Source organism: Bacillus sp. B25(2016b) (genome assembly GCF_001679765.1).
GTDB lineage: Bacteria > Bacillota > Bacilli > Bacillales > Bacillaceae_G > Bacillus_A > Bacillus_A thuringiensis_K.
This window is the reverse complement of record NZ_CP016285.1, coordinates 4,123,289-4,149,844: the sequence shown is the minus strand read 5'-3', so window position 1 is coordinate 4,149,844 and position 26,556 is coordinate 4,123,289. Positions and strand designations below refer to the sequence as shown.

Genomic DNA, 26,556 nt, shown 5'->3' with positions numbered 1-26,556 from the left:
AGTAATTAAGAGGAGGTTATTTTTATGCGAGTAGATGGTAGAGAGAAAACAGAATTACGCCATATACATATTCATACGAATTATTTAAAACATCCAGAGGGATCTGTATTAATTGAAGTTGGGGATACAAAGGTGATTTGCTCAGCAACAATTGAAGAGCGTGTCCCGCCGTTTATGCGTGGAGAAGGAAAAGGATGGGTAACAGCTGAATACGCGATGATTCCGCGTGCAACAGAACAACGTACGATTAGGGAGTCAAGTAAAGGGAAAGTAACAGGACGTACAATGGAAATCCAGCGTTTAATTGGACGAGCATTACGTGCGGTAGTTGACTTAGAAGCACTTGGTGAAAGAACGGTTTGGATTGATTGTGATGTTATTCAAGCGGATGGTGGAACGAGAACTGCTTCTATTACAGGTGCATATGTAGCAATGGTATTAGCGTTTGAAAAGCTATTACAAGCAGAAAAAGTATCTAAAATTCCAGTAAAAGATTATTTAGCAGCAACGTCAGTAGGAATTGTTGAAGAACAAGGTGTTGTTTTAGATTTAAACTATGCAGAAGATTCTAAAGCAGACGTTGATATGAACGTGATTATGACTGGAAAAGGTCAGTTTGTTGAAGTGCAAGGAACTGGAGAAGAAGCGACGTTTAGCAGAGCACAGTTAAATGAATTACTTGATGCTGCAGAACAGGGCATTTTCCAACTGATTGATATGCAAAAAGAAGCGTTAGGCGACATCGTATCTCATATAGAGTAGAGGTGGAAAGTATGAAACAAGTTGTTGTAGCGACAAAAAATATGGGTAAAGTACGTGAATTTGCTGAGTTATTTGAGCGATTTGATTTAGAAGTAAAATCATTACACGATTTTCCTCATATTGATGAAGTTGAAGAAACTGGTGAAACATTTGAAGAAAATGCAATTTTAAAAGCGGATAGTTTGAGCAAACAGCTGAATGCAATCGTAATTGCGGATGATTCAGGTCTTATTGTAGATGCTTTAAACGGAAAACCAGGCGTGTATTCAGCTCGTTTTGCTGGTGAACCAAAAAATGATCAAGCAAATATCGATAAAGTGTTACAAGAATTAAATGGCATTGACTTTGAAAAGCGTAAAGCTCGTTTCTATTGTGCATTAGCAGTTGCTTTCCCTGAAGGTGATAAAAAGCCTGTCATTGTAAATGGGACATGTGAAGGATTTATTTTAGAACAACGCCGCGGAGAAAATGGTTTTGGATACGATCCGATCTTTTATGTGGAAGAATACAAAAAGGCAATGGCGGAATTAAGTTCAGATGAGAAAAATGCTATTAGCCACCGTGGTCGTGCTCTTCGTAAGTTAGAAGAAAAAATCCCAGAATGGTTTTTAGAAGAATAAGGGAGAGAGAGCGATGAAAGCTTTAATCGTAAGCGATAGTCATAGCTCTGTGAAGGAATTACAGCAGTTGAAAGAGAAATATGAAGGGAAAGTAGATATCATGATTCATTGCGGTGATTCAGAGCTAACACCTGCTCATGAAGAACTGCAAGGTTTCCATGTTGTAAAAGGAAACTGTGATTATGCTAACTTTCAAGATGAAATTGTAACTGATGTAAATGGAATTCGCTTCTTAGTTGTGCATGGACATCGCCATAATGTGAAAATGACATTACAAACGCTAGCGTACCATGCTGAAGAAGTAGGAGCGCAAGTTGCATGCTTCGGACATTCTCACGTATTAGGTGCGGAATTAATCGACGGCGTTTTATTTATTAATCCAGGCAGTATTTTATTACCACGTCAGCGTGTAGAAAAGACATTTGCTTTATTAGAAATGGATGAAAATCAAATGGAAGTTCGTTTTGAAACATTAGACGGACAACTAGTTGAACAAGCAGTTTTTAAAAGAGGATAAGAAAATTTATCCTCTTTTAAAAAAGGTGTTGACTTTATGTATGGTTATACATATAATAAATATTGTCGATAGGGCAACGGCGCTAACGAAGAAAAGAAAATAACATATGCGGGTGTAGTTTAGTGGTAAAACAAGAGCCTTCCAAGCTCTGGTCGAGAGTTCGATTCTCTTCACCCGCTCCATGTCCCAGTAGCTCAGCCGGATAGAGCATACGCCTTCTAAGCGTACGGTCGGGAGTTCGAATCTCTCCTGGGACGCTAAAAAAACCTTGTTATCAAAAGATAACAAGGTTTTTTGTTTGTCTAAAATTTGATGTTTGGGTTATAGGTGTAGTTTATTCTTGATATTTGCGACCTTTCCTTTGATATTAAGCAGTTGCATATGTACTTCTTTTTCTTAAATAAAAAGAGCGCCATTTATGCGCCCTATTCCTCTTATTTAATTTAAAGAATCAATAGGTTTATGATGGAACTCAAATCCATATCCAGATTCTCTTAATTGTTTACTTACAATATTATAAAACTCTTTACCATTCTAGTATGATTGAGCAGCAGTTATCGGAACTTATTCCCGGTAGTGTGTTACAATTAATAGAAGCGGAAAACGAGAATCTCCAATTGACTGGACCTGTGATTGGTTAGATGGTTTAAGAAGGTCGTATAAAAAAGGGAGATGGCGCAAAGATGGCGAGATCAAATGAGAATGATTTAACGGAGAAATTGGCGGAAGGTCACCGGAAATATGGTGATGGCAATTTTACAGTACAGAACATCGGTGATGAAACTAACCCGAATTGGACTGTCGTAAAAAATGTGAGGAAGGGATCGGCAGGCATTCGCGAAGGAGAAGATATATTAAGACTGCGATCAAAATATATAAAATAGTACGGAAATGGGCGGAGCGGGAGTTCGAATCTCTCCTGGGACGCTAAGAAAACCTTGTTATCTTTTTGATAACAAGGTTTTTTTGTTTGTTTTAAATTAGTTGTTAATAAACTTGTCAAAGACAAAACCATAATCTTTCACATTATATTGTTTCTTCGTATCAACAAGCCAGTTAAAGGCGATCTCGTTCATCTCTTTAAATTGCTCTGCTAAGTTTACTTGTGCGTTTGAAATACGGCTGAAAGCGTTAGATGCCATATCTAAACTTTTATGTGCATATTTTAATGTAATGTCGTTGTCGTATGAAATTTCTTCAATTTTAAGTAAAGCCTTATATAAATCTTTTAATTCTTCAATATGTTTTTTATGAACATCAATTGAGTAATGCTCATCTCCCATTTGAAACTTAATTTCTATATCTAAATCAATCGTTCCTGCAGTTTCAAGTGCTACGTTTTTAATTTGATATTTACTATAGCTATAGCGGCGCAGTGTGCGTTTTTTACTTGTTGCGCTTGTACCATCTAGGTGAAGTAATCCTTTGTTTGTGAAGCAATATTCATCTGATTTGGATTTAATTAGAAAATAAATTTTCTCTCCATCTTCGTGCATCACGTAATCATCAGCATCAACTTTATCGTAATCTTTCGGTGTAATGACAGAACCTACATCGCTTAACCCTAAAACATCAGCAGCTACTTTTTTGAACATATATAATCCCCCTTGTAAATTAAATTCTTAATTGTACAAAAATATATTAACATGATTTTAACAAAGAGTTTTCTTTTAATGAGAAAATATTGGGAGGTAAGTTAAGAAAAGGAACGAATATTATTATAAAATATGTAAAAAGGTGCTGAGAAAAAGTGTACCATCATACAAGAACAAAAGGAGATTTAGCTGTTTTAAAGGCACAAGTTGATTTGTATGAAAAAGGATACATGATTTTAATGCCGCAAACAGAGCATTCGCCGTTTGATCTTGTAGTGTATAAAGACGTGAGATTTAAAAGGGTACAAGTGAAATATAGAGAATTGAATGCAAGAGGGATACTAGAAGTTAGATTCCGATCTAGTTATTCTACGACAAGCGGAGTCACTACAAAAGAAGTGAATAAAGAAGAGATAGATGTGTATTGTGTATACTGTCCTCAAACAGATCTTTGTTATTATTTCAATCCAAAATTATTTAGTAAATCTATTAGTTTAAGAGTGGATTCTCCGAAAAATAACCAAGAGAAAAAAGTTAATTTTGCAAGTGATTATAGAGAAACTCCGTGAAAGCACCTCAAGCGATATGAGGTGTTTTTCAATCCTCTTTTGAAATCTTACAATTCTGTAAGGTAACTGTAAGGTAGTTCGATGGTAACAAATTGCTAATCCTCTATAATGAAGATAACAACGATAAAACGAGGAGGAAGAAATGATGAAAGGATTAGTTGTAACGGGCTTGACGGTTGCTTTTGGATTTGTAGCGTATGAGAAATTAACGTATGTAGTTGATGTTGTGAAACATTTGATTGCTTAGAGAAAACAGCCATGAGAGGGAAAGGGAATGAGTGAATGAATGGAATGGTTATTTGGAATTATAGGTACTTGTAGTGTAGTGTTATTGTTCTTTGTCCCAAGTGGTATACTTAGTTCGACAACAAGTTTGTTCTTCTTAAGTTTGTTTGCTTGTACGATGCTTATTATTATGTTTTTAATGAAGCGAAGTAAACCAATCTTCTATTTTAGCATGATTGTTATGGCAATTATTGTTCTCCAAATTATTACCCTTGTAATATACCCCACAATTATAAAAGCTTTCCATTAATGATAAATCCTCTGCGTTTGTTGCTGGGGATTTTTATTTGTACAATTTTAATTTTTAGTAGAGATTTATTTGTATTGGAATGTAAAAATTAAATATTTTTATATTTCAAACAAATAGTTTTGGGATGTTGTGTTCTCATTACGCATTTGATATATTTACTTTGAACATAATTAAAATCAAGAAAAAGAGGCGGACGTATGGATAAAAAAGAAAATACGGTCGTATTGTTTCCACAACTATCAGAGCGCTATATTGATGAAGGTTTTTTAGCGCTGAAAGAGCGGAAATTCGAAGATGCATTGCGCTGCTTTGAAATATTACGTCAGTATAATGCGGAAACGGAACAAACGGAATTAGCTTCAGTTATTTGTTTACTCGAATTAAAACGTATGGAAGAAGCGAAAGACAAATGTGAACAGTTGCTTAAAACAGGAGTTGTCTTATTTGGTGATATTCTTGAAACGTACGTGACTATTTTAGTTCAAACAAATGATTATGAAGGTGTTGTTGAAACTGTTGAAAAGGTTTTACAAACGAAAGATATAATGCCTGATCAAAAGGAAAAATTAGCGCAGCTTGCTTTATTTGCAGAAGGTATGCTAAATGAAGGAGACGCATCGCTAGTGGATTCGAATTTTGAATTGGATGAGTTTACTAATGAAATTTTTGGAGAAAACTTTGGACAGAAGCTAAGAGCGATTCAGCGACTTTCTTTAAAAGACTTAGATCTTGCATTACCTGTTTTAAAGAAATTTTTAATAGACGAAGAGCAACACCCCTATTTGAAAACTTCTATTTTGTATAAAATGATAGAAAGTCAGGTAGAAGAGGAAATAGAGGTAGAAAAGTTTGGGAATACGATTAAGGTAATTCCAGCATTTACAGGTCATAATGAGGAGCAATCCAATAACATTATACATAAATTATCAAGTCGATTAGAGCAAAATTATCCCGATATATTTGAAGCGATGGTTACATATTGGAAAGAATTGCAAATTAGCGTTTTCCCATTCGCTCTATTAATGGATAAAGAGGAGATTTGGTCAGCTGTTTTAGAGAGAATTGGAAGAAAGCGTTTCGGATTGGCTATTGATGAAGAAGAGCTTATGGCAGCATACAATATCGAATTGGAAGAGTTTCATATTGCCTATCAATGGTTATTACGTGTTGAAAGAGAAGGATATTTGCCCGTATAATTATGAAAAAGAATCGTTCAGTTCTTGAAACGAGCATATTCTATGTTATAATGTAAGGGTTGCAAAAGGCAGAAAACTGCCTGTTTGTAAGAGAAGAGAAGTGTAATTCTCTTACTTAATATGTTTCATATTATTCTCGAACAAAATATACCGTAGTTGTCTTCTGGGCAATTAGTAGATTGGAACATTATATCTGAAAGCTTTTGCTAGAGGATTATTTGTGTATTTGTTATTTCAAAAAAGAGATAATGAAGATCTTAATCTATAGAGGTATGTGCATACATTATTATAGTTGGAGGGAAAGAATAAATGTCTACAAAATGGGAAAAATTAGAAGGTAACGTTGGCGTTTTAACAATCGAAGTTGATGCTAAAGAAGTAAACAACTCTATCGACGCTGCGTTCAAAAAAGTAGTAAAAACAATTAACGTACCAGGTTTCCGTAAAGGAAAAATGCCTCGTCCATTATTCGAACAACGCTTTGGTATTGAATCTTTATACCAAGATGCTTTAGATATCATTTTACCAAAAGCATACGGTGAAGCGATTGAAGAAGCTGGTATCTTCCCAGTTGATCATCCTGAAATCGACATCGAGAAGTTCGAAAAAAATGCTAACCTTATCTTCACTGCAAAAGTTACAGTGAAACCTGAAGTTAAATTAGGTGAGTACAAAGGTTTAGCAGTAGAAAAAGTTGAAACAACTGTAACTGACGAAGATGTAGAGAACGAATTAAAATCTTTACAAGAGCGTCAAGCTGAGCTAGTTGTTAAAGAAGAAGGAACTGTTGAAAACGGTGATACAGCTGTAATCGACTTCGAAGGTTTCGTTGATGGCGAAGCATTTGAAGGCGGAAAAGGCGAAAACTACTCTCTAGCAATCGGTTCTGGTACATTCATCCCAGGTTTCGAAGAGCAAGTAATCGGTCTTAAATCTGGTGAGTCTAAAGACGTTGAAGTATCATTCCCAGAAGAGTACCATGCTGCTGAATTAGCTGGCAAACCAGCAACATTCAAAGTAACAATTCACGAAATCAAAACAAAAGAACTTCCTGAGTTAAACGACGAGTTCGCTAAAGAAGCAGACGAAGCGGTTGCAACTCTTGATGAATTAAAAGCAAAACTTCGCACAAACTTAGAAGAAGGCAAAAAGCACGAAGCTGAGCACAAAGTACGTGACGAAGTAGTAGAATTAGCTGCTGCTAACGCTGAAATCGAAATTCCAGAAGCTATGATCAACACTGAATTAGATCGTATGGTTCGTGAATTCGAGCAACGTTTAAGCCAACAAGGTATGAACCTTGAGCTTTACTACCAATTCACAGGTACTGATGCTGACAAATTAAAAGAGCAAATGAAAGAAGATGCACAAAAACGTGTAAGAATCAATCTTGTTCTTGAAGCTATCATTGAAGCTGAAAACATCGAAGTTACTGAAGAAGAAGTAACTGCAGAAGTTGAAAAAATGGCTGAAATGTACGGTATGCCAGTAGACGCTATCAAGCAAGCTCTTGGAAGCGTAGACGCTTTAGCTGAAGATCTTAAAGTGCGTAAAGCTGTAGACTTCTTAGTAGAAAACGCTGCATAATAAAATAACAAGGCACGATTAAAATCGTGCCTTGTTTTATAAATATAGAAATATATTTATAAAACTTTTCGATGGAGAAGGAAAAGTTCCTTTACAAGTCGAATATACATATTTCAAAAGTTTTAAAAATTTTTTATTTGTACATAACTAGTCATATTATTTGTATTTCTCGCCACGTAGTGACATAATATGTATTTACATACGATACATTTATCGTGTACATACGAAGGCAAGAGGTTAGCACTTTGTAAGGGGTGTGAAAATATGTTTAAATTTAATGATGAAAAAGGGCAATTAAAATGTTCTTTCTGTGGTAAAACACAAACGCAAGTTCGAAAATTAGTGGCAGGTCCAGGTGTTTACATTTGTGACGAGTGTATCGAACTTTGTACTGAAATTGTACAAGAGGAGCTTGCGAAGGACGAAGAAGTAGAATTCAAAGATGTACCGAAACCGGTAGAAATTCGTGAAATCTTAGATGAGTATGTCATCGGGCAAGATAGCGCGAAAAAAGCACTAGCAGTAGCGGTATATAACCATTACAAACGCATTAATTCTAACAGCAAAATTGATGATGTAGAATTAGCGAAGAGTAATATCGCACTTATCGGGCCAACAGGTAGTGGTAAAACATTACTTGCACAAACGTTAGCGCGTATTCTAAATGTTCCATTTGCAATCGCGGACGCAACATCTTTAACAGAAGCTGGATATGTTGGGGAAGATGTAGAAAATATCTTACTAAAATTAATTCAAGCAGCTGATTATGATGTAGAGAAAGCGGAAAAAGGAATCATTTATATTGATGAGATTGATAAAGTGGCACGTAAGTCCGAAAATCCATCAATTACACGTGATGTATCTGGTGAAGGTGTGCAGCAGGCACTTCTGAAAATTTTAGAAGGTACTGTAGCAAGCGTTCCACCTCAAGGTGGTCGTAAGCATCCGCACCAAGAGTTTATTCAAATTGATACAACGAACATCTTATTCATTTGTGGTGGAGCGTTTGATGGCATTGAGCCGATTATTAAACGTCGCCTTGGTGAAAAAGTAATTGGATTTGGTTCTGAGAAGAAAAATGCTGATGTAAATGAGAAGCATGTTTTATCTCACGTATTACCAGAGGATCTTTTAAGATTTGGTTTAATTCCAGAGTTTATCGGTCGTCTTCCAGTTATTGCGAACCTAGAGCCACTTGATGAAGATGCTCTTGTTGATATTTTAACGAAACCGAAAAATGCACTTGTTAAGCAATTCCAAAAACTATTGGAGCTTGACGATGTTGAGTTAGAGTTTGAAGAAGGTGCACTAATCGAAATTGCGAAAAAAGCAATTGAACGTAAAACGGGTGCTCGTGGACTTCGTTCTATTATTGAAGGCTTAATGCTTGATGTAATGTTCGAACTTCCATCTCGTAAAGATATCGAGAAGTGTATTCTTACAAAAGAAACAGTAGCTGATAATGAGCCGCCAAAATTGGTGTTACAAGACGGTACTGTACTTGATACAAAAACATCTGCATAATGCGAAAGGGAAACAGCAATTTTTATAATTGCTGTTTTTCTTTATGTTTAGCTACGTTCCTCCGCGGAAATACTAAGAGATAAAATATTGCGGGAGGAAATAAATAATGAGCTGGACAAATATATTTTTAGTTGTTCAACTTGTTTTTGGTGTAATTGTCGGATTGTATTTCTGGCATTTACTTCGAAATCAACGAACACAAAAAGTTTCAATTGATCGAGAATCGAAAAAAGAATTAGAACAGCTTCGTAAAATGCGTGAGATTTCTTTAACAGAGCCGCTAGCAGAAAAGGTGCGTCCTACAACCTTTTTAGATATTGTAGGGCAAGAGGACGGGATTAAGTCGTTAAAAGCGGCTCTTTGTGGTCCGAATCCGCAACATGTAATCATATATGGCCCGCCAGGTGTTGGGAAAACAGCGGCAGCACGTCTTGTATTAGAAGAAGCGAAACGAAATCCTAAATCTCCATTTCGTACGAATGCAACATTTATTGAACTTGATGCGACAACAGCTCGGTTTGATGAACGTGGTATCGCAGACCCTTTAATTGGTTCGGTGCATGATCCGATTTATCAAGGTGCTGGGGCGATGGGGCAAGCAGGTATTCCGCAACCGAAAAAAGGTGCTGTAACAGATGCACATGGTGGTATTTTGTTTATTGATGAGATTGGCGAGCTCCATCCGATTCAAATGAACAAAATGTTAAAGGTGTTAGAAGATCGAAAAGTATTTTTAGAAAGTGCGTACTATAGTGAAGAAAATACGATGATCCCAACATATATACATGATATTTTCCAAAAAGGCTTACCGGCAGATTTTCGTTTAGTTGGAGCAACGACACGTTCGCCAGAGGAAATTCCTCCTGCTATTCGGTCACGTTGCTTAGAAGTATTTTTCCGTGAATTAGATACGGAAGAAATTCAAAAAGTAGCGAAAAATGCCGCGGAAAAAGTGGAAATGCAAATAGGTGAAAATGGTATTGAAATGATTGGGATGTATGCAAGGAATGGACGAGAAGCGATTAATCTCGTGCAAATCTCTGCTGGTATGGCGATAAATGAAGAACGTTCTTTCATTAAGGATGAAGATATAGAGTGGGTTGTTCACTCGAGTCAGCTTACACCGAAATATGAAAAGCGCATTTATCCGATTCCAAGGATTGGTCTTGTAAATGGTCTTGCTGTATACGGACCAAATACAGGTGCGTTATTAGAAATTGAAGTAACAGCAATTCCGGCGAAAGATAAAGGATCGGTAAATGTTACCGGAATTGTGGAAGAAGAAAGTATTGGTAGTCAAACGAAATCGATTCGTCGTAAAAGTATGGCGAAAGGCTCTGTTGATAATGTATTAACAGTACTTCGTTCTTTAGATGTGTTGCCAGAAGGATATGATATACATATTAATTTTCCAGGTGGTATCCCAATTGATGGACCTTCTGCAGGAATCGCTATGGCAACAGGTGTATATTCTGCGGTGCACCGCACGTATGTAAATAATGAAGTAGCGATGACAGGGGAAATAAGTATACACGGAGAGGTAAAGCCTATTGGTGGCGTGTACGCAAAAATAAAAGCTGCGAAAAAAGCGGGAGCTAAGAAAGTCATTATTCCTGCTGAAAATATGCAACCATTTTTGTATACGATCAAGGGAATTGAAATTATTCCTGTTCGTAAGTTAAAAGAAGTATTTGAGTTAACGTTTATGCAAGAAAATATGCATAGAGAGCTAGATGTACATACTCACGTAGACGAAACAGATGCACAATCTATGTAAAAATAAACAATAATAAAATTTGCCAGACTTCGTTTAAGTTTGTATGCTTAATCGGAGTCTTTTTTCTTTTCGTGAGGTAGAAAAACAAGCTATTTACAATTGCGCGGAATCTCAGCAATTGCATCTAGGTGTATTGTAATATAAAATAGTTGAACAGGAGTTTAATTTATTATGGAGGTGCTATGTCTAGTATGAATACGAACGAAAGAATCGTGCCCCTCCTACCATTAAGAGGCGTTCTCGTATATCCAACGATGGTTTTGCATCTTGATGTAGGACGTGATAAATCGATACAAGCACTAGAGCAGGCGGCAATGGATGAAAATATCATCTTTTTAGCAATGCAAAAAGAAATGAATATCGATGATCCGAAAGAAGATGACATATATAGTGTAGGTACGGTGGCGAAAGTGAAGCAAATGTTAAAATTGCCGAACGGTACGCTTCGTGTCCTTGTGGAAGGTTTACATAGAGCAGAAGTAATAGAGTTTATCGAAGAAGAAAATGTAGTACAAGTGTCTATTAAAACGGTAACTGAAGAAGTAGAAGATGATTTAGAAGAGAAAGCTTTTATGCGTACGTTACTGGAGCATTTCGAACAATATATTAAAGTTTCGAAAAAAGTTTCAAATGAAACATTTGCAACGGTAGCTGATGTGGAAGAACCAGGGAGATTAGCTGATCTAATTGCTTCTCACTTGCCAATTAAAACGAAGCAGAAACAAGAGATTCTAGAGATTGTATCTGTAAAAGAACGATTACAAACACTTATTTCAATTATTCAAGATGAACAAGAGTTACTTAGCCTAGAAAAGAAAATTGGGCAAAAAGTGAAACGTTCCATGGAGCGCACGCAAAAAGAATATTTCTTACGTGAGCAAATGAAGGCGATTCAAACTGAACTTGGCGACAAAGAAGGCAAGGGCGGAGAAGTAGAAGAACTTCGTGAGAAAATTGAACAGTCAGGAATGCCGGAAGAAACAATGAAGGCTGCGCTGAAAGAATTAGATCGTTATGAAAAGTTACCAGCAAGTTCTGCGGAGAGTGGTGTTATTCGCAATTATATTGATTGGTTATTAGCGCTTCCGTGGACAGAGGCAACAGAAGATATAATTGACCTTGCTCATTCGGAAGAGATTTTAAATAACGATCATTACGGTCTTGAAAAAGTGAAAGAGCGTGTACTTGAATATTTAGCTGTACAGAAGTTAACGAATTCATTAAAAGGACCTATCCTTTGTTTAGTAGGCCCTCCTGGGGTCGGCAAAACTTCGTTAGCGCGTTCAATTGCAACATCATTGAATCGTAACTTCGTCCGTGTATCTCTTGGTGGTGTGCGTGATGAATCTGAAATTCGTGGTCACCGCCGTACATATGTTGGAGCAATGCCAGGACGCATTATTCAAGGTATGAAAAAGGCGAAAACAGTTAATCCAGTCTTCTTATTAGATGAGATTGATAAAATGTCTAACGATTTCCGTGGAGATCCATCAGCGGCATTACTTGAAGTATTAGATCCAGAACAAAACCATAACTTCAGTGATCATTACATTGAAGAACCATATGATCTATCAAAAGTTATGTTTGTAGCAACTGCTAATACACTTTCAAGTATTCCAGGTCCATTACTTGACCGTATGGAAATCATTTCGATTGCTGGCTATACAGAACTTGAAAAAGTACACATTGCTCGTGAGCATTTATTGCCGAAACAATTAAAAGAACATGGCTTACGAAAAGGTAATTTACAAGTGCGTGATGAAGCGCTGCTTGAGATTATTCGTTATTATACACGTGAGGCTGGTGTTCGTACGCTAGAGCGCCAAATTGCAAAAGTTTGCCGTAAAGTAGCGAAGATTATCGTTACAGCAGAACGTAAACGTATCGTTGTGACAGAGAAAAAGATTGTTGATTTACTTGGTAAACACATATTCCGTTATGGGCAAGCTGAAAAAACAGACCAAGTTGGTATGGCAACAGGTCTAGCTTACACAGCAGCAGGCGGCGATACACTTGCCATTGAAGTTTCTGTAGCGCCAGGAAAAGGGAAACTAATTTTAACAGGGAAACTTGGGGATGTTATGAAAGAATCAGCACAAGCTGCATTTAGTTATATACGTTCTCGTGCAGAAGAGCTTCAGATTGATCCGAATTTCCATGAGAAAAATGATATTCATATTCACGTTCCAGAAGGAGCAGTTCCAAAAGACGGACCGTCAGCAGGTATTACGATGGCAACGGCACTTATTTCTGCGCTAACAGGTATTCCTGTAAGTAAAGAAGTGGGTATGACAGGTGAAATTACACTTCGTGGTCGTGTATTACCAATTGGTGGTTTAAAAGAAAAAACATTAAGTGCTCACCGCGCAGGCTTAACAAAAATTATTTTGCCAGCAGAAAACGAGAAAGATTTAGATGATATTCCAGAGAGCGTAAAAGAAAACCTTACGTTTGTGCTTGCATCTCATTTAGATGAAGTATTGGAGCACGCATTAGTAGGAGTGAAACAATGAAAGTAACAAAAGCAGATATTGTAATTAGTGCTGTTAAACCAGAACAATATCCAGACAGTGATTTACCAGAAATTGCATTAGCAGGTCGTTCAAATGTGGGGAAGTCTTCCTTTATTAATAAAATTTTAAATCGTAAAAAGTTAGTGCGTATTTCTTCTAAACCAGGAAAAACGCAAACGCTGAACTTTTTCTTAATCAATGAGATGATGCACTTTGTTGATGTTCCAGGTTACGGATATGCAAAAGTATCTAAATCGGAGCGCGCTGCATGGGGGAAAATGATTGAAACGTACTTTACAACTCGTGAGCAATTAGACGCAGCTGTATTAGTAGTTGATTTACGTCACCAACCAACAAGTGATGACGTGATGATGTATGATTTCTTAAAGCATTATGAAATCCCAACAATTATTATTGCGACGAAAGCCGATAAAATTCCGAAAGGGAAATGGCAAAAGCATTTAAAAGTTGTAAAAGAAACGCTTGCTGTTGAAATTGGCGATGAAATTGTTCTATTCTCTTCTGAAACAGGACTTGGAAAAGAAGAAGCGTGGAAAGCAATTCATAAATTTACAAAAACAAAAAACGCGTGACGAATGTCGCGCGTTTTTGTTTTGCTAAATTTTTTAGCGTACGTTTAATGTAACTTCAATATTTCCTCGTGTTGCTTTCGAGTAAGGACATACACCGTGAGCCGCTTCTACAAGTTCTTGTGCTTCGCTATGTGAAACGCCAGCCACATGTACATCAAGTACAGCAGATAGACCGAAACCACCATCTGTATCTTTTCCGATAGAAACGTGAGCAGTTACTTCTGTACTTTCTACTTTCATACGTTTTGTACGAATGACAAGTTGTAATGCACTATCGAAACAAGCTGCATAACCAGCTGCAAATAGTTGTTCTGGATTTGTTGCTTCTCCGCCTGCACCACCTAGTGCTTTCGGCATTTTTACATCAAGATTTAATATGCCATCATCTGAAACTACTTTCCCATTTCTTCCACCTGTTGCTGTTACTGAAGCAGTATATAATTTATCCATATTTATTCCCCTTTTCCATCATTAATTGTTTTCATTGTGTCAATTAGTTTATTTAGTTGAATTAATAAAGAGAGATATTCTTGCTCTGTAATTCCTAAGTTTGTAGCCATCGTTGTCGGTAATGAACAAGCCTTTTCCTTTAAATCTTTGCCTTGTTCTGTTAATTCAATACAAACTTTTCGCTCGTCTTCTTTGGAACGAACACGTTTTACAAGTTTTAATGATTCCATTCGTTTTAACATAGGTGTTAACGTACCAGAATCTAAAAATAGACGTTTTCCAATTTCTTTTACTGTTAGTCCATCTTGCTCCCATAGTACGAGTAAAGTAATGTACTGGGGATACGTAATACCCATTTCTTCTAAATAAGGTCGATAAAAACGAGTAACCTCTCTAGAGCAGGCGTAAATAGAAAAACAAAGTTGGTTATCTAGATGCAAAGAGTTTTCTGTCATAAATAACTCCCTTCTAATTAAGTTGTGCGCAATTTAATTTTGTAAAACTAATATAACGGAAAAGAAATACAATGTCAAATACATTGTATTGAGAAAGTCTTTGTTACATTTTGGAACAATCATACATATTTTCCTTCATGATGAAAGAAGATAGGGAAGATGATGTTATAATTTATATGGAATAGTTTCCATCACTTGATTATGAGGGCTTTTTTTGGTAACGTACAAATAGAGTTATTAATTTATAATCATTATAAAGTAGAAGTTTTTTTATTAGTGTTACTGAATCTCCTTTATTACATACGGAGAATAATTAAAAAATAATCGGTTGTTCACACGATTGTCAGATTCATAAGAGGAAAGTTGTATTATGATAGTAGATAAAGTGATAAAACGGGTGAAGGGGGACATGCTGCGTGCATATTCTTGTTGTTAGTGTAAATTATCGAACAGCCCCTGTAGAATTTCGTGAGAAACTCACATTTCAGGCAGCAGAACTAGAGCGAGCGATGACTACATTACAAAATCAAAAGAGCGTGTTAGAGAATGTCATTGTATCAACTTGTAATCGCACTGAGATTTATGCTGTTGTCGATCAATTACACACGGGACGGTATTATATTAAGAAGTTTTTAGCTGATTGGTTTCAGCTTGAAATAGAAGAAGTTGCGCCATATTTAACTATTTTTGAACAAGATGGTGCAATAGATCATTTATTCCGCGTAACGTGCGGTTTAGATTCAATGGTAGTCGGAGAAACGCAGATTTTAGGTCAAATAAAAGATAGCTTCTTAGAAGCGCAACAAGTTAAAGCAACAGGCACAATTTTTAATGAATTGTTTAAGCAAGTCATTACATTAGCAAAACGTGCCCACTCAGAAACAACAATCGGGGAAAGTGCGATGTCTGTTAGTTATGCTGCTGTTGAGCTTGGAAAGAAAATATTTGGCGAGTTAACAGATTGTCATGTGCTTATTCTTGGTGCTGGTAAAATGGGCGAACTTGCACTGCAAAACTTATATGGAAGTGGTGCTCGTAAAGTAACAGTTATGAATAGGACGCTTTCGAAAGCAGAAGTAATGGCTGAGAAATATATGGGACATGCAAAATCGTTAAGCGAATTACAATGTGCATTATTAGAAGCAGATATTTTAATTAGTTCAACTGGTGCATCTGAGTATGTCATTACGAAAGAGATGATGACAAAGGTGGAGAAAATGCGCTCTGGTCGCCCTTTATTTATGGTTGATATTGCAGTACCACGTGATATTGATCCAGCGATTGATGAGTTAGAAGGTTCTTTCTTGTATGACATTGATGATCTGCAAGGAGTAGTGGAGGCAAACCGTGCTGAGCGTTTGAAAGAAGCAGAGAAAATTCAATTTATGATTGAAGAGGAAATTATTCTATTTAAAACGTGGTTAAGTACACTTGGTGTTGTTCCATTAATATCAGCTCTTCGTGATAAGGCACTTGCAATCCAAAGTGAAACGATGGTAAGCCTAGAGCGAAAAATACCAAACCTTAGTGATCGTGAGAAAAAAGTTATTAGTAAGCATACGAAAAGTATTATTAATCAATTATTAAAAGACCCAATTTTAGTAGCGAAAGAAATAGCTGCTGAAGAGGGAGCGAGCGAAAAATTAGCGTTATTTGCGAAGATTTTCGATTTAGAAACGGAAGAAGTAGAGAGTCGTGCGGAAGAAGTAGAACATAAAAGAGTGTGGACACCATCCGTTCCATCTTTATAATTTGGAAGGATGATCGGATGAGTTTTTTAAATAACAGTATTATTTATCATATTGCAATTATTTTATATGCTTGTAGCATTAGTTTATATTTTATAGATTATTTCCAAAGTAACCGAAAGGCGAACCGATTTGCTTTTTGGTTACTTTCGATTGTATGGGTATTGCAGTCTATTTTTATGTTGCTTAGGGCGACAGATTCAGAAACGAACCCCATTTTAACTTTATTATCAGGGATTTATTTTTATGTTTGGTTATTGATTACGATGTCATTAGTCATAAATCGATTTATGCGCGTTGACTTTTTAGTCTTCTTTACAAATGTTGTTGCATTTGGCGTAAGCGCTTTTTCTATTTTTACACCGCTCGGAAAGATGTCGCCAGTACTTGCAGAGCAATTAGTTTCAGAACTTGTATACGTGCATGTTGGAATGGCGATTATTTCTTATGCAACGTTTACGGTATCGTTTATTTTTTCTATTATGTATTTACTGCAATATCGCCTATTAAAAAAGAAAAAGTGGAATGCGAGATTAAGAAGGTTAGGGAATTTACCGAAGCTTGAATCTACGTCTTACGGATTAAATTTATTTTCTGTTCCATTTTTCTTACTAGCAATTTTATTAGGATGTATATGGGGATATACAAAATTAGATAATTTTCATTGGTATGATACGAAAGTAATTGGTTCGTTTGTCGTTCTATTTGTATACTGTGCGGGCTTGTATTTAAGAGCGGCAGATGTGTTGCAAGGGAAGAAAATTGTACTGTGGAATGTAGGAGCCTTTCTCGTAATGCTAGTTAACATTTTTTTATTAAGTAGTTTATCTAATTTCCACTTTTGGTATTTATAATGAGGAGAGAGAATTATGCGCAAAATTATTGTAGGGTCACGAAAGAGTAAGCTAGCATTAACACAAACAAACTGGTTTATTGATCAGTTAAAAGCACTTGGTTTACCATATGAATTTGAAGTGAAAGAAATTGTCACTAAAGGTGATGTGATTTTAGATGTTACTCTTTCAAAAGTAGGCGGAAAAGGTTTGTTCGTTAAAGAAATTGAGCATGCGTTACTTACGAAAGAAATCGATATGGCTGTACATAGTATGAAAGATATGCCAGCCGTACTTCCAGAAGGATTGATGATAGGCTGTACACCAAAGCGTGTTGACCCTCGTGATGCTTTTATCTCAAAAAATGGAGCATCGTTTAAAGAGTTAGCGGAAGGTGCTATTTTAGGTACGAGTAGTTTAAGACGTAGTGCACAGCTACTCGCTGCGAGACCAGATTTACAAGTGAAGTGGATTCGCGGAAATATCGATACACGTTTACGTAAATTAAAAGAAGAGGATTACGATGCGATTATTTTAGCGACAGCTGGATTACAAAGAATGGGCTGGGATGATGAAGTTATTACAGAACATTTAGATGAAACGTTATGTGTACCTGCTGTAGGACAAGGTGCATTAGCGATTGAATGTCGTGAGGATGATAAGGATTTATTGCAGCTGTTAGCGCATATTAATGATGCGATAACAGAAAGAACAGTGGCAGCGGAGCGAGTATTTCTTCATAAACTTGAAGGTGGATGCCAAGTTCCAATCGCTGGATATGCAACCCTTACAAAAAATGATGCAATCGAATTAACAGCTCTTGTCGGCTCTATGGATGGCTCTGTTTTATTAAAAGAGACAGTAGTGGGTACTAATCCTGAGGAAGTAGGATTAGAGGCTGCAGACCGTTTAATTAAGCGAGGCGCCAAAGAACTCATTCTTGCTGCAAATAAGGAGCAACAATAAATATGAACGCTCTCGCTGGAAAAACGGTATTGATTACACGTGCCCAGCATCAAGCGAAACAAATGAGTGTAGCAGTGAAAGAAAAGAGCGGAATTCCATTGGAAATTCCGCTTTTGCGTATGGAAGGTATGTCTCATAGGCAAATTCAACATATCAAAGAGCAGCTACATTCATACGACTGGGTTATTTTTACGAGCAGAAATGGTGTAGCTTTTTTTCTAGATAGTTTAAAAAAGAAACTACCACTAACCATTAAAATCGCTGCAGTAGGTGTGAAAACAAAATTAGAGTTAGAAAAAAGGGGCTATCAAGTTCATTTTGTTCCGACTTCATTTGTTGCAGAAGCATTTGCAGAAGAGTTTCTAAAAGAATTAAGTGGAAACGAACGTATTTTATTTCCGAAAGGGAATTTAGCAAGAGAGGTAATTCCGGTTGCACTTCGGGAAATTGGTGTTTCTCTAGATGAGCTAATCGTATACGGTACGAAAGTGAATATAGAAAAAAAGCAAGAGCTTATAGCGGCATTGAAGTTAGGGAAAGTAGACATTATTACATTTACGAGTCCTTCAACTGTTACTAGTTTTGTTCGTTTACTTGAGGGTACAAACTGGAGAGAATGGACAAAAAAATGTACAATTGCTTGTATAGGACCTATTACGGAAAAAGAGGCAAGTCTTTATTTTCCGTCTGTTATTGTGCCGAAAGAGTATACTGTAGAAGCATTACTACAATATGTTTGTGAATCTATAAAATGAAAGAATGGGGATAGAAATCTATGAACTCTTTACAATTTAATCGTCATCGTCGTTTAAGACAAAGCGGGGGCATGCGTGCGCTTGTGCGTGAAACGTTTTTACATACGGAAGATTTTATTTACCCTATTTTTGTATTAGAAGGTGAAAATGTTCGTAATGAAGTTCCTTCTATGCCAGGCGTATATCAAATGTCTTTAGATTTATTGCAAGCTGAAATGCAAGAAGTTGTTGATTTAGGTATTCGTTCTGTTATTGTATTTGGTTTACCTGCTGAAAAGGATGAAGTTGGATCATCAGCATATTGTGATCATGGAATTGTACAACGTGCTATTCAGCAAATTAAAGGTGATTTCCCTGAGCTAGTAGTAGTTGCAGACACATGTTTATGTCAATTTACAAGCCATGGTCATTGCGGTGTAATTGAAGATGGTATTATTTTAAATGACGAGTCTCTTGCGGTTCTTGCGAAAACAGCTGTAAGTCAAGCGAAAGCAGGAGCGGACATTATTGCGCCATCAAACATGATGGACGGCTTCGTAACAGCAATTCGCCAAGCATTAGACGAAAATGGTTTTGAACACGTGCCAGTTATGTCGTACGCTGTGAAATATTCATCAGCATTTTATGGACCATTCCGTGATGCTGCGCATGGTGCACCACAATTTGGTGACCGTAAAACATATCAAATGGATCCGGCAAACCGTATGGAAGCATTCCGTGAAGCAGAATCAGATGTAATGGAAGGTGCAGATTTCTTAATCGTAAAACCAGCTCTTTCTTACTTAGATATCGTTCGTGATGTGAAAAATAACTTTAATTTACCAGTTGTCGCTTATAATGTAAGTGGTGAATATTCGATGATTAAAGCGGCAGCGCAAAATGGTTGGATTAATGAAAAAGAAGTTGTTCTTGAAAAATTAATTAGTATGAAACGTGCAGGGGCAGATTTAATTATTACGTATCATGCAAAAGATGCAGCAAGATGGTTACAAGAAGGAGGCACTAAATAATGAAAAAGTTTGATAAGTCAATTGCAGCGTTTGAAGAGGCGCAAGACTTAATGCCTGGTGGCGTAAATAGCCCAGTTCGTGCCTTTAAGTCTGTTGGGATGAATCCGTTGTTTATGGAGCGTGGAAAAGGTTCTAAAGTATATGATATCGATGGGAATGAATACATCGATTACGTATTATCATGGGGTCCTTTAATTCATGGTCATGCAAATGATCGTGTTGTAGAAGCGTTAAAATCTGTCGCTGAAAGAGGTACAAGCTTCGGTGCACCAACAGAAATTGAAAATAAATTAGCAAAACTTGTTATTGAGCGCGTGCCATCAATTGAGATTGTGCGTATGGTTAACTCTGGAACGGAAGCAACAATGAGTGCACTACGTTTAGCTCGTGGTTATACAGGTCGTAATAAAATCTTGAAATTTATTGGTTGTTACCACGGTCATGGTGATTCGTTATTAATTAAAGCTGGTTCTGGTGTGGCGACTTTAGGTTTACCAGATAGTCCTGGTGTACCAGAAGGTGTAGCGAAAAATACGATTACAGTAGCTTATAACGATTTAGAAAGCGTAAAATACGCGTTTGAACAATTCGGTGATGATATTGCTTGTGTAATTGTAGAACCAGTAGCAGGAAATATGGGGGTTGTTCCTCCGCAGCCTGGATTTTTAGAAGGGCTTCGTGAAGTAACAGAACAAAACGGTGCATTGCTTATTTTTGATGAAGTAATGACAGGATTCCGAGTAGCTTATAATTGTGGTCAAGGTTATTATGGCGTAACACCTGATTTAACATGCTTAGGTAAAGTAATCGGTGGTGGTTTACCGGTAGGAGCATACGGTGGTAAAGCAGAAATTATGCGCCAAGTTGCGCCAAGCGGACCGATTTACCAAGCTGGTACTTTATCAGGTAACCCACTTGCAATGGCGGCAGGTTATGAAACGTTAATACAGTTAACGCCAGAATCATATGTAGAATTTGAGCGTAAAGCTGAAATGTTAGAAGATGGATTACGTAAAGCAGCTGAAAAACATGGCATTCCGCATCATATTAACCGTGCAGGCTCTATGATTGGTATTTTCTTTACAGATGAACCTGTTATTAATTACGATGCAGCAAAATCTTCAAATTTAGAATTCTTTGCGGCTTACTATCGTGAAATGGTAGAACAAGGTGTATTCTTACCACCATCTCAATTCGAAGGTTTATTCTTATCGACAGCACATAGTGATGCAGATATTGAAGCGACGATTGCAGCAGCTGAAATTGCAATGTCAAAATTAAAAGCGTAATGTATTAGAGAAAATCGCTCTCCATAAGGGGAGCGATTTTTTTTATTCATAAAGTAAGCTTTCCACACATAAATCTGTAATGACATATAGTTTGGGAGGGGGAAAAGAAGTGGCTGCAGATCATTCATTACGATTTTCATTAAAAGAATCTGTGTGGTTCCAAAAAGGACAGGAAGTCGAAGAACTTTTGTCAATTTCGTTAGATCCAGACGTTGAGATAGAAGAGCTTGATCATGAAGTAATCGTGAGAGGACAATTAGATTTAACGGGAGAGTATGTTGCACGAAAAGATGATTCCGCGTATTCATTAAGAGAACTATCGCCAGCAAAGTCAATTGATTATGTAGAAACAAGAGAAGATGGGGTTAATGAACTTGTTCATTCCTTTCCACTTGAAATATCAATTCCGAGAAATCGAGTGAAAGTAATTGAAGAGCTATATGTATCAATCGAGGAATTTGATTATGAATTAAAGGAAAATGGTTGCTTACAATTATTAGCGGATATATCTATTACCGGTTTGTGTGATGAAGAGAGAAGCGAGGATGAAGTTGAAGAGGAAGAAACGGTGTATGCTGAGTTAGAAGAAGATTCAGCGCAAGAGGATGAAAATAGACCGGCGCCGCATGTAGAAGAAACAGCATATAAGGAATCAGATGAGTGGGAAGATTACGCATTTGAACCGTTCCAATTAGAGGAAAGAAAAGAGCAGGAATTAGAAGAAGAGAAAATAGAAGAACATGAATTTGTGGAACGTGAAGAGGAGCAAGAAACAACGCCGCAATTTGAACTGTTCGGACGAAAAGATTTCAAGAAAGAAAAAGCGAAAAAGCAGGAAGAACAAGAAGAAGAGTACTCACAGCGAGATGAAAATGCGCTTTATTTAACAAAACTATTTACGAAAGAACCGGAAGAAGAATTTACAAAGTTAAGAATTTATTTCGTGCAAGAAGGAGATACAATTGAATCTATTGCAGACCGTTATGAAACGTCTGTACAAAATTTATACCGTGTCAATCAAACAGAAGATATATTTTTAAATACGGGGCAAATTATTTATATTCCTGTTTCAAGGGTAAAGGCGAAATAAGGAAGTGAGTGTTTTCACTCACTTCCTTTCTTAGAGGCTATGTTTTGAATAGAAAGGGTTATTCGTATGGATATTGAGTTGCGAAATCACTATGAACCTATCGTGAGGCAATATAGATTGGATACGCAGCATATGGAAGAGCACGGAAATGTAATGAAAATTTATACGAATCAAGGTCCATATGCACTCAAGAAAATAGAAGGCAGAAAGTTAGAGCGGAATAACTTTCTGCATCATATTCAATATTTGAAGGAGAAAGGTTTTTCAAATTATGTACCTATATATCATGCGACGGATGGAAGTTATATTTTAAGTGACGGGACGTATAATTATTATTTAATGCCTTGGTTAGAACGTGCAGAAGGAAACGGTGAGGACAATGATCAATACCATAAAATGTTTCAGACACTTGGAATGTTGCATCAAAAAACTGTGAAGGAAGAAACGTATACGGAAGAAGATTTAGAAAAACATTATACAACTATATCCGATCGTTGGGAAAATGATGGTGAGATGTTAGAAGAGTTTCTCGTAGAATCTGAATCAAAATGGTATATGTCCCCGTTTGAATTGCAATATTGTACGTACTATCATCATGTAATGAGAGCGCGTGAATTTGCAACGAAGCAATTAAATGAGTGGAACGATGCGATGAAAGAAAAAGAGAAAACGCGTATTACTTTTGTGCATGGTAATGTGTCACTTAATCATTTTTTATTTGACTATGAGCGGAATGGCTATTTTATTAGTTTAGAAAAATCGAAGTTTGCAACGCCTGTGCAAGATATAGTAGGTTTTTATTCACGGTCTTTAAACACATATCCAATCGCAAGAAGTGATCGGTTTGAATGGTTTCAAATGTATCAAAAAAATTTCCCTTTTACGAAAGAAGAGCAACTACTTATGTTTGCGTATATGACGTATCCATCGCAATTTATTCGGCAAATCCAGTCTTATAAGAAAAGAAGAGAGCGTCGTAATGAGGAAAATGAACTTCTCGGAGTAAAGAGTTTGCAACAATCGCATTGGCTCGTTAGTAATATAGAATATTTCCTTTCGCAATTACAAGCTGCCCAGCAAGGGAACGGATAAAGAAGATAAGTAGAGGGTACTACTTATCTTCTTTTTTTCATTCCAAAAGCTATAGTCTTAAATTTATCTTGACGAATAAGGTTTCGTTTTTTACACTATTGTATATAATAATTAACAATCATATAAATGCCTTGAAGGGGAAGAGTATAACAAGAAACGTCTTCAGAGAGGAGAATCATTAGCTGGGAGATTCTCTAGATAGTTATGTTAGAAGGTAGCCCTGGAGCATCTTTTCTGAACGGAATAGTTCTCATTAGGAAAAGACGGATTTGTCCGTTATCAAATTAAGAGTATAAGCAAATTATGAATTTGTTTGTAAATAAAGGTGGTACCGCGATGTCCCTCGTCCTTTTTGGATGAGGGACATTTTTTATTTTAAGGAGGGAAAATAATGTCAAACACGGAAAAGAATTTACCAACTAAATATGATCATATGTCCGTTGAAGAAGGCCTTTATCAATGGTGGCTTGAAGGCAAATATTTTGAAGCAACAGGAGACGAGAAGAAACAACCGTATACAATTGTAATTCCACCTCCGAACGTAACTGGTAAGTTACACTTAGGTCATGCTTGGGATACAACTCTTCAAGATATTTTAACTCGTACGAAGCGTATGCAAGGATACGATGTACTATGGCTTCCAGGAATGGACCATGCTGGTATCGCAACACAAGCGAAAGTAGAAGGAAAACTTCGTGAAGAAGGTATTTCACGTTACGATCTTGGCCGTGAAAAATTCCTTGAAAAAGCTTGGGAGTGGAAAGAAGAGTACGCTTCTCACATTCGTCAACAATGGGGGAAAGTTGGTTTAGGACTAGACTATTCTCGTGAACGTTTCACATTAGACAAAGGTTTATCAGATGCGGTTAATAAAGTATTCGTTCAATTATACGAAAAAGGCTTAATTTATCGTGGTGAATATATCATCAACTGGGATCCAGCAACACGTACAGCTCTTTCTGATATTGAAGTAATTCATAAAGAAGTTCAAGGTGCATTCTACCATATGAACTATCCGTTAACAGATGGTTCTAGTCACATTCGTCTTGCGACAACTCGTCCAGAAACGATGCTTGGTGATACAGCAGTAGCAGTTCATCCAGAAGACGATCGTTACAAACATTTAATCGGAAAAACAGTTACACTTCCAATCGTAGGCCGTGAGATTCCGATTATTGCTGATGAGTACGTAGAAAAAGATTTCGGAACGGGCGTTGTAAAAATTACACCAGCTCATGACCCGAATGACTTTGAAGTAGGTAACCGTCATGACTTACCACGCATTTTAGTAATGAACGAAGATGGAACAATGAACGAAAAAGCTGGTAAGTATGACGGTATGGATCGTTTCGAATGCCGTAAAGAATTAGTAAAAGACTTACAAGAAGCTGGCGTATTAGTAGAAATCGAGCCACATATGCATTCAGTAGGTCATAGTGAGCGTAGCGGTGCAGTTGTTGAGCCTTATTTATCAACACAGTGGTTCGTAAAAATGGCTCCACTTGCTGAAAAAGCAGTAGCGCTTCAACAAAAAGAAGAAGAAAAAGTAACGTTCGTACCAGAGCGTTTTGAAAACACATATTTACGTTGGATGGAAAATATTCATGACTGGTGTATTTCTCGTCAATTATGGTGGGGACACCGTATTCCAGCTTGGTACCATAAAGAAACTGGTGAAGTATACGTAGGTACAGAAGCACCAGCAGATATTGAAAACTGGAATCAAGATAACGATGTACTTGATACATGGTTCAGTTCAGCATTATGGCCATTCTCCACACTTGGTTGGCCAAATGAAGATTCAGCAGACTTCAAACGTTACTATTCAACAGATGCACTAGTAACGGGTTATGATATCATCTTCTTCTGGGTATCTCGTATGATTTTCCAAGGTTTAGAGTTTACAGGCGAGCGTCCATTTAAAGATGTATTAATTCACGGTTTAGTTCGTGACGAGCAAGGTCGTAAAATGAGTAAATCTCTTGGTAACGGTATTGATCCAATGGATGTTATCGAGAAGTACGGTGCAGATGCAATGCGTTTCTTCTTATCAACAGGAAGTGCACCAGGTCAAGATTTACGTTTCAGCATGGAAAAAGTAGAATCTACTTGGAACTTCATTAATAAAATTTGGAACGCATCACGTTTCGTATTAATGAACATGGATGATATGAAGTATGAAGAAATCGATTTAACTGGTGAAAAATCAGTTGCGGATAAGTGGATCTTAACTCGCTTAAACGAAACAATCGAAAGCGTAACACGTAACATGGATAAATATGAGTTCGGTGAAGCTGGTCGTTCATTATACAACTTCATTTGGGACGATTTCTGTGATTGGTATATTGAAATGGCGAAACTTCCACTATACGGTGAAGATGAAGCAGCTAAGAAAACAACTCGTTCTATTTTAGCTTACGTATTAGATCAAACAATGCGTCTATTACACCCATTCATGCCATTCGTAACAGAGAAAATTTGGCAACATTTACCGCATGAAGGCGAGTCTATTACAGTAGCTGCGTGGCCAACAGTTCGCGAAGATTTACAAGATACGGAGGCTGCGGCAGAAATGCACCTTCTAGTTGATATCATTCGCTCTGTTCGTAACATCCGTGCAGAAGTAAATACGCCAATGAGCAAAAAAGTTCAAATGCAAATTAAAGCAAAAGATGAGGCTGTACTTGCTCAACTTACGAAAAACAGCTCTTACATTGAGCGTTTCTGTAACCCAAGCGAATTAACAATTCAAACAGACTTACAAGCGCCAGAAAAGGCAATGACTGCAATCGTATCAGGTGCAGAGTTATTCTTACCGTTAGCTGATCTTATCAATCTTGATGAAGAGAGAGCTCGTCTTGAGAAAGAACTTGAGAAGTTCGATAAAGAAGTAGAACGTGTACAGAAGAAACTTTCTAACCAAGGTTTCGTAGCGAAAGCTCCTGCAGCGGTTATTGAAGGAGAGCGTGCGAAAGAGCAAGATTACCTAGAAAAACGCGAAGCAGTTCGTCAACGTCTAGCAGATCTTGAAAAGTAAAAATGTTTTTAGAGACTCACTATATTGGTGAGTCTCTTTTCTT

General features: G+C 37.0%; 24 protein-coding genes, 2 tRNA genes, 1 pseudogene and 1 other annotated feature. Of the genes and pseudogenes, 23 read left to right on the top strand and 4 right to left on the bottom strand.

All coding sequences use genetic code 11. From position 1 onward, the window contains the following. Positions 1 to 24: 24 nt before the first annotated feature. The 5 genes from rph to BAQ53_RS21185 all read left to right on the top strand — a co-directional run bounded on the left by rph (position 25) and on the right by BAQ53_RS21185 (position 2,156). Positions 25 to 762: a ribonuclease PH gene (rph, locus tag BAQ53_RS21205; protein WP_001261765.1), complete on the top strand. Its 738-nt coding sequence runs from the start codon at positions 25 to 27 to the stop codon at positions 760 to 762. 11 nt (positions 763 to 773) lie between these two features. Then, positions 774 to 1,382, top strand: coding sequence for an XTP/dITP diphosphatase (locus tag BAQ53_RS21200; RefSeq protein ID WP_000815924.1), 609 nt, complete (start codon positions 774 to 776; stop codon positions 1,380 to 1,382). A 13-nt stretch (positions 1,383 to 1,395) separates the two neighbouring features. Continuing rightward, positions 1,396 to 1,899: a metallophosphoesterase gene (locus BAQ53_RS21195; protein WP_000645501.1), complete on the top strand. Its 504-nt coding sequence runs from the start codon at positions 1,396 to 1,398 to the stop codon at positions 1,897 to 1,899. A 108-nt stretch (positions 1,900 to 2,007) separates the two neighbouring features. Beyond that, positions 2,008 to 2,081, top strand: a tRNA-Gly gene (locus tag BAQ53_RS21190). Position 2,082: 1 nt separating this feature from the next. Next, positions 2,083 to 2,156: transfer RNA gene (locus BAQ53_RS21185), tRNA-Arg, on the top strand. 181 nt (positions 2,157 to 2,337) lie between these two features. On the opposite strand, the pseudogene BAQ53_RS26675 reads toward BAQ53_RS21185, so the two are convergent. Continuing rightward, positions 2,338 to 2,430, bottom strand: a pseudogene (locus BAQ53_RS26675) (DUF6572 domain-containing protein); the annotation flags it as partial. A gap of 152 nt (positions 2,431 to 2,582) precedes the next feature. On the opposite strand from BAQ53_RS26675, the gene BAQ53_RS21180 reads away from it, so the two are divergent. Then, positions 2,583 to 2,783, top strand: coding sequence for a hypothetical protein (locus BAQ53_RS21180; RefSeq protein WP_000124460.1), 201 nt, complete (start codon positions 2,583 to 2,585; stop codon positions 2,781 to 2,783). A gap of 96 nt (positions 2,784 to 2,879) precedes the next feature. Here the strand turns inward: BAQ53_RS21180 and BAQ53_RS21175 are convergent, their stop codons facing one another. Beyond that, positions 2,880 to 3,494, bottom strand: a complete 615-nt coding sequence (locus BAQ53_RS21175; protein ID WP_000475212.1) for a PH domain-containing protein — start codon at positions 3,492 to 3,494, stop codon at positions 2,880 to 2,882. Positions 3,495 to 3,649: 155 nt separating this feature from the next. Here BAQ53_RS21175 and BAQ53_RS21170 point away from each other — a divergent pair, with 155 nt between their 5' ends. The 8 genes from BAQ53_RS21170 (at position 3,650) to ysxC (ending at position 13,788) form a co-directional block, all read left to right on the top strand. Next, on the top strand, positions 3,650 to 4,063 hold the full coding sequence (locus BAQ53_RS21170; protein WP_000274745.1) for a group I intron-associated PD-(D/E)XK endonuclease: 414 nt from the start codon (positions 3,650 to 3,652) through the stop codon (positions 4,061 to 4,063). A 286-nt stretch (positions 4,064 to 4,349) separates the two neighbouring features. Then, entirely contained in the window at positions 4,350 to 4,598 is a 249-nt protein-coding gene (locus BAQ53_RS21165; RefSeq protein WP_001983650.1) for a hypothetical protein, read from the top strand. A 197-nt stretch (positions 4,599 to 4,795) separates the two neighbouring features. Then, complete coding sequence (locus BAQ53_RS21160; RefSeq protein ID WP_184121033.1) at positions 4,796 to 5,794, top strand: hypothetical protein; 999 nt, start codon at positions 4,796 to 4,798, stop codon at positions 5,792 to 5,794. 309 nt (positions 5,795 to 6,103) lie between these two features. Further along, complete coding sequence (tig, locus tag BAQ53_RS21155; RefSeq protein ID WP_000105215.1) at positions 6,104 to 7,381, top strand: trigger factor; 1,278 nt, start codon at positions 6,104 to 6,106, stop codon at positions 7,379 to 7,381. Positions 7,382 to 7,645: 264 nt separating this feature from the next. Further along, positions 7,646 to 8,905, top strand: coding sequence for an ATP-dependent protease ATP-binding subunit ClpX (gene clpX / locus BAQ53_RS21150; RefSeq protein ID WP_000472289.1), 1,260 nt, complete (start codon positions 7,646 to 7,648; stop codon positions 8,903 to 8,905). A 106-nt stretch (positions 8,906 to 9,011) separates the two neighbouring features. Continuing rightward, positions 9,012 to 10,682, top strand: a complete 1,671-nt coding sequence (gene lonB, locus BAQ53_RS21145) for an ATP-dependent protease LonB (protein WP_000119179.1) — start codon at positions 9,012 to 9,014, stop codon at positions 10,680 to 10,682. A 182-nt stretch (positions 10,683 to 10,864) separates the two neighbouring features. Then, positions 10,865 to 13,195 (top strand): endopeptidase La, encoded by a 2,331-nt coding sequence (gene lon / locus BAQ53_RS21140; RefSeq protein WP_000097285.1) that lies wholly within the window; start codon positions 10,865 to 10,867, stop codon positions 13,193 to 13,195. After that, positions 13,192 to 13,788, top strand: coding sequence for a ribosome biogenesis GTP-binding protein YsxC (ysxC, locus tag BAQ53_RS21135; protein WP_000869116.1), 597 nt, complete (start codon positions 13,192 to 13,194; stop codon positions 13,786 to 13,788). Before lon ends, ysxC begins: the two co-directional genes overlap by 4 nt. 33 nt (positions 13,789 to 13,821) lie before the next feature. Here the strand turns inward: ysxC and BAQ53_RS21130 are convergent, their stop codons facing one another. Next, positions 13,822 to 14,238: an organic hydroperoxide resistance protein gene (locus tag BAQ53_RS21130; protein WP_000359774.1), complete on the bottom strand. Its 417-nt coding sequence runs from the start codon at positions 14,236 to 14,238 to the stop codon at positions 13,822 to 13,824. Between the two features lie 2 nt (positions 14,239 to 14,240). Next, positions 14,241 to 14,693 (bottom strand): MarR family winged helix-turn-helix transcriptional regulator, encoded by a 453-nt coding sequence (locus BAQ53_RS21125; protein WP_151521755.1) that lies wholly within the window; start codon positions 14,691 to 14,693, stop codon positions 14,241 to 14,243. Positions 14,694 to 15,109: 416 nt separating this feature from the next. Between BAQ53_RS21125 and hemA the strand changes: the two genes are divergently transcribed. From hemA to BAQ53_RS21080, 9 genes are all read left to right on the top strand, one after another. Beyond that, positions 15,110 to 16,444 carry a glutamyl-tRNA reductase gene (gene hemA, locus BAQ53_RS21120; protein WP_208906216.1) on the top strand — a complete coding sequence of 445 codons (1,335 nt, stop codon included), beginning with the start codon at positions 15,110 to 15,112 and terminating at the stop codon, positions 16,442 to 16,444. A 17-nt stretch (positions 16,445 to 16,461) separates the two neighbouring features. After that, positions 16,462 to 17,295, top strand: a complete 834-nt coding sequence (locus BAQ53_RS21115) for a cytochrome c biogenesis protein (protein WP_000009002.1) — start codon at positions 16,462 to 16,464, stop codon at positions 17,293 to 17,295. A gap of 15 nt (positions 17,296 to 17,310) precedes the next feature. Continuing rightward, entirely contained in the window at positions 17,311 to 18,240 is a 930-nt protein-coding gene (gene hemC, locus BAQ53_RS21110) for a hydroxymethylbilane synthase (protein WP_001226400.1), read from the top strand. A gap of 2 nt (positions 18,241 to 18,242) precedes the next feature. Then, positions 18,243 to 18,995: a uroporphyrinogen-III synthase gene (gene hemD / locus BAQ53_RS21105; protein ID WP_000992355.1), complete on the top strand. Its 753-nt coding sequence runs from the start codon at positions 18,243 to 18,245 to the stop codon at positions 18,993 to 18,995. 20 nt (positions 18,996 to 19,015) lie between these two features. After that, positions 19,016 to 20,005, top strand: coding sequence for a porphobilinogen synthase (gene hemB, locus BAQ53_RS21100; protein ID WP_001087067.1), 990 nt, complete (start codon positions 19,016 to 19,018; stop codon positions 20,003 to 20,005). After that, on the top strand, positions 20,005 to 21,294 hold the full coding sequence (gene hemL, locus BAQ53_RS21095) for a glutamate-1-semialdehyde 2,1-aminomutase (RefSeq protein ID WP_000712940.1): 1,290 nt from the start codon (positions 20,005 to 20,007) through the stop codon (positions 21,292 to 21,294). The genes hemB and hemL overlap by 1 nt, the downstream gene beginning before the upstream one ends. Before the next feature lie 79 nt (positions 21,295 to 21,373). Beyond that, positions 21,374 to 22,384, top strand: a complete 1,011-nt coding sequence (gene spoVID, locus BAQ53_RS21090) for a stage VI sporulation protein D (protein WP_208906215.1) — start codon at positions 21,374 to 21,376, stop codon at positions 22,382 to 22,384. A gap of 66 nt (positions 22,385 to 22,450) precedes the next feature. Then, the gene (gene ysxE, locus BAQ53_RS21085) at positions 22,451 to 23,476 is read left to right on the top strand and encodes a spore coat protein YsxE (RefSeq protein ID WP_000350654.1); all 1,026 of its coding nucleotides are present in this window, start codon (positions 22,451 to 22,453) and stop codon (positions 23,474 to 23,476) included. A gap of 122 nt (positions 23,477 to 23,598) precedes the next feature. Next, positions 23,599 to 23,830 (top strand) — a binding site (T-box leader). A gap of 37 nt (positions 23,831 to 23,867) precedes the next feature. Continuing rightward, entirely contained in the window at positions 23,868 to 26,513 is a 2,646-nt protein-coding gene (locus BAQ53_RS21080; RefSeq protein WP_208906214.1) for a valine--tRNA ligase, read from the top strand. Positions 26,514 to 26,556 lie beyond the last annotated feature (43 nt).

Excerpts from the sequence above, each read along its gene's own strand:
- rph (WP_001261765.1), top strand. The coding sequence starts at position 25 with ATGCGAGTAGATGGTAGAGAGAAAACAGAATTACGCCATATACATATT.
- BAQ53_RS21200 (WP_000815924.1), top strand. The coding sequence starts at position 774 with ATGAAACAAGTTGTTGTAGCGACAAAAAATATGGGTAAAGTACGTGAA.
- BAQ53_RS21195 (WP_000645501.1), top strand. The coding sequence starts at position 1,396 with ATGAAAGCTTTAATCGTAAGCGATAGTCATAGCTCTGTGAAGGAATTA.
- BAQ53_RS21180 (WP_000124460.1), top strand. The coding sequence starts at position 2,583 with ATGGCGAGATCAAATGAGAATGATTTAACGGAGAAATTGGCGGAAGGT.
- BAQ53_RS21175 (WP_000475212.1), bottom strand. The coding sequence starts at position 3,494 with ATGTTCAAAAAAGTAGCTGCTGATGTTTTAGGGTTAAGCGATGTAGGT.
- BAQ53_RS21165 (WP_001983650.1), top strand. The coding sequence starts at position 4,350 with ATGGAATGGTTATTTGGAATTATAGGTACTTGTAGTGTAGTGTTATTG.
- BAQ53_RS21160 (WP_184121033.1), top strand. The coding sequence starts at position 4,796 with ATGGATAAAAAAGAAAATACGGTCGTATTGTTTCCACAACTATCAGAG.
- tig (WP_000105215.1), top strand. The coding sequence starts at position 6,104 with ATGTCTACAAAATGGGAAAAATTAGAAGGTAACGTTGGCGTTTTAACA.
- clpX (WP_000472289.1), top strand. The coding sequence starts at position 7,646 with ATGTTTAAATTTAATGATGAAAAAGGGCAATTAAAATGTTCTTTCTGT.
- lonB (WP_000119179.1), top strand. The coding sequence starts at position 9,012 with ATGAGCTGGACAAATATATTTTTAGTTGTTCAACTTGTTTTTGGTGTA.
- lon (WP_000097285.1), top strand. The coding sequence starts at position 10,865 with ATGTCTAGTATGAATACGAACGAAAGAATCGTGCCCCTCCTACCATTA.
- ysxC (WP_000869116.1), top strand. The coding sequence starts at position 13,192 with ATGAAAGTAACAAAAGCAGATATTGTAATTAGTGCTGTTAAACCAGAA.
- BAQ53_RS21130 (WP_000359774.1), bottom strand. The coding sequence starts at position 14,238 with ATGGATAAATTATATACTGCTTCAGTAACAGCAACAGGTGGAAGAAAT.
- BAQ53_RS21125 (WP_151521755.1), bottom strand. The coding sequence starts at position 14,693 with ATGACAGAAAACTCTTTGCATCTAGATAACCAACTTTGTTTTTCTATT.
- BAQ53_RS21115 (WP_000009002.1), top strand. The coding sequence starts at position 16,462 with ATGAGTTTTTTAAATAACAGTATTATTTATCATATTGCAATTATTTTA.
- hemC (WP_001226400.1), top strand. The coding sequence starts at position 17,311 with ATGCGCAAAATTATTGTAGGGTCACGAAAGAGTAAGCTAGCATTAACA.
- hemD (WP_000992355.1), top strand. The coding sequence starts at position 18,243 with ATGAACGCTCTCGCTGGAAAAACGGTATTGATTACACGTGCCCAGCAT.
- hemB (WP_001087067.1), top strand. The coding sequence starts at position 19,016 with ATGAACTCTTTACAATTTAATCGTCATCGTCGTTTAAGACAAAGCGGG.
- hemL (WP_000712940.1), top strand. The coding sequence starts at position 20,005 with ATGAAAAAGTTTGATAAGTCAATTGCAGCGTTTGAAGAGGCGCAAGAC.
- spoVID (WP_208906215.1), top strand. The coding sequence starts at position 21,374 with ATGACATATAGTTTGGGAGGGGGAAAAGAAGTGGCTGCAGATCATTCA.
- ysxE (WP_000350654.1), top strand. The coding sequence starts at position 22,451 with ATGGATATTGAGTTGCGAAATCACTATGAACCTATCGTGAGGCAATAT.
- BAQ53_RS21080 (WP_208906214.1), top strand. The coding sequence starts at position 23,868 with ATGTCAAACACGGAAAAGAATTTACCAACTAAATATGATCATATGTCC.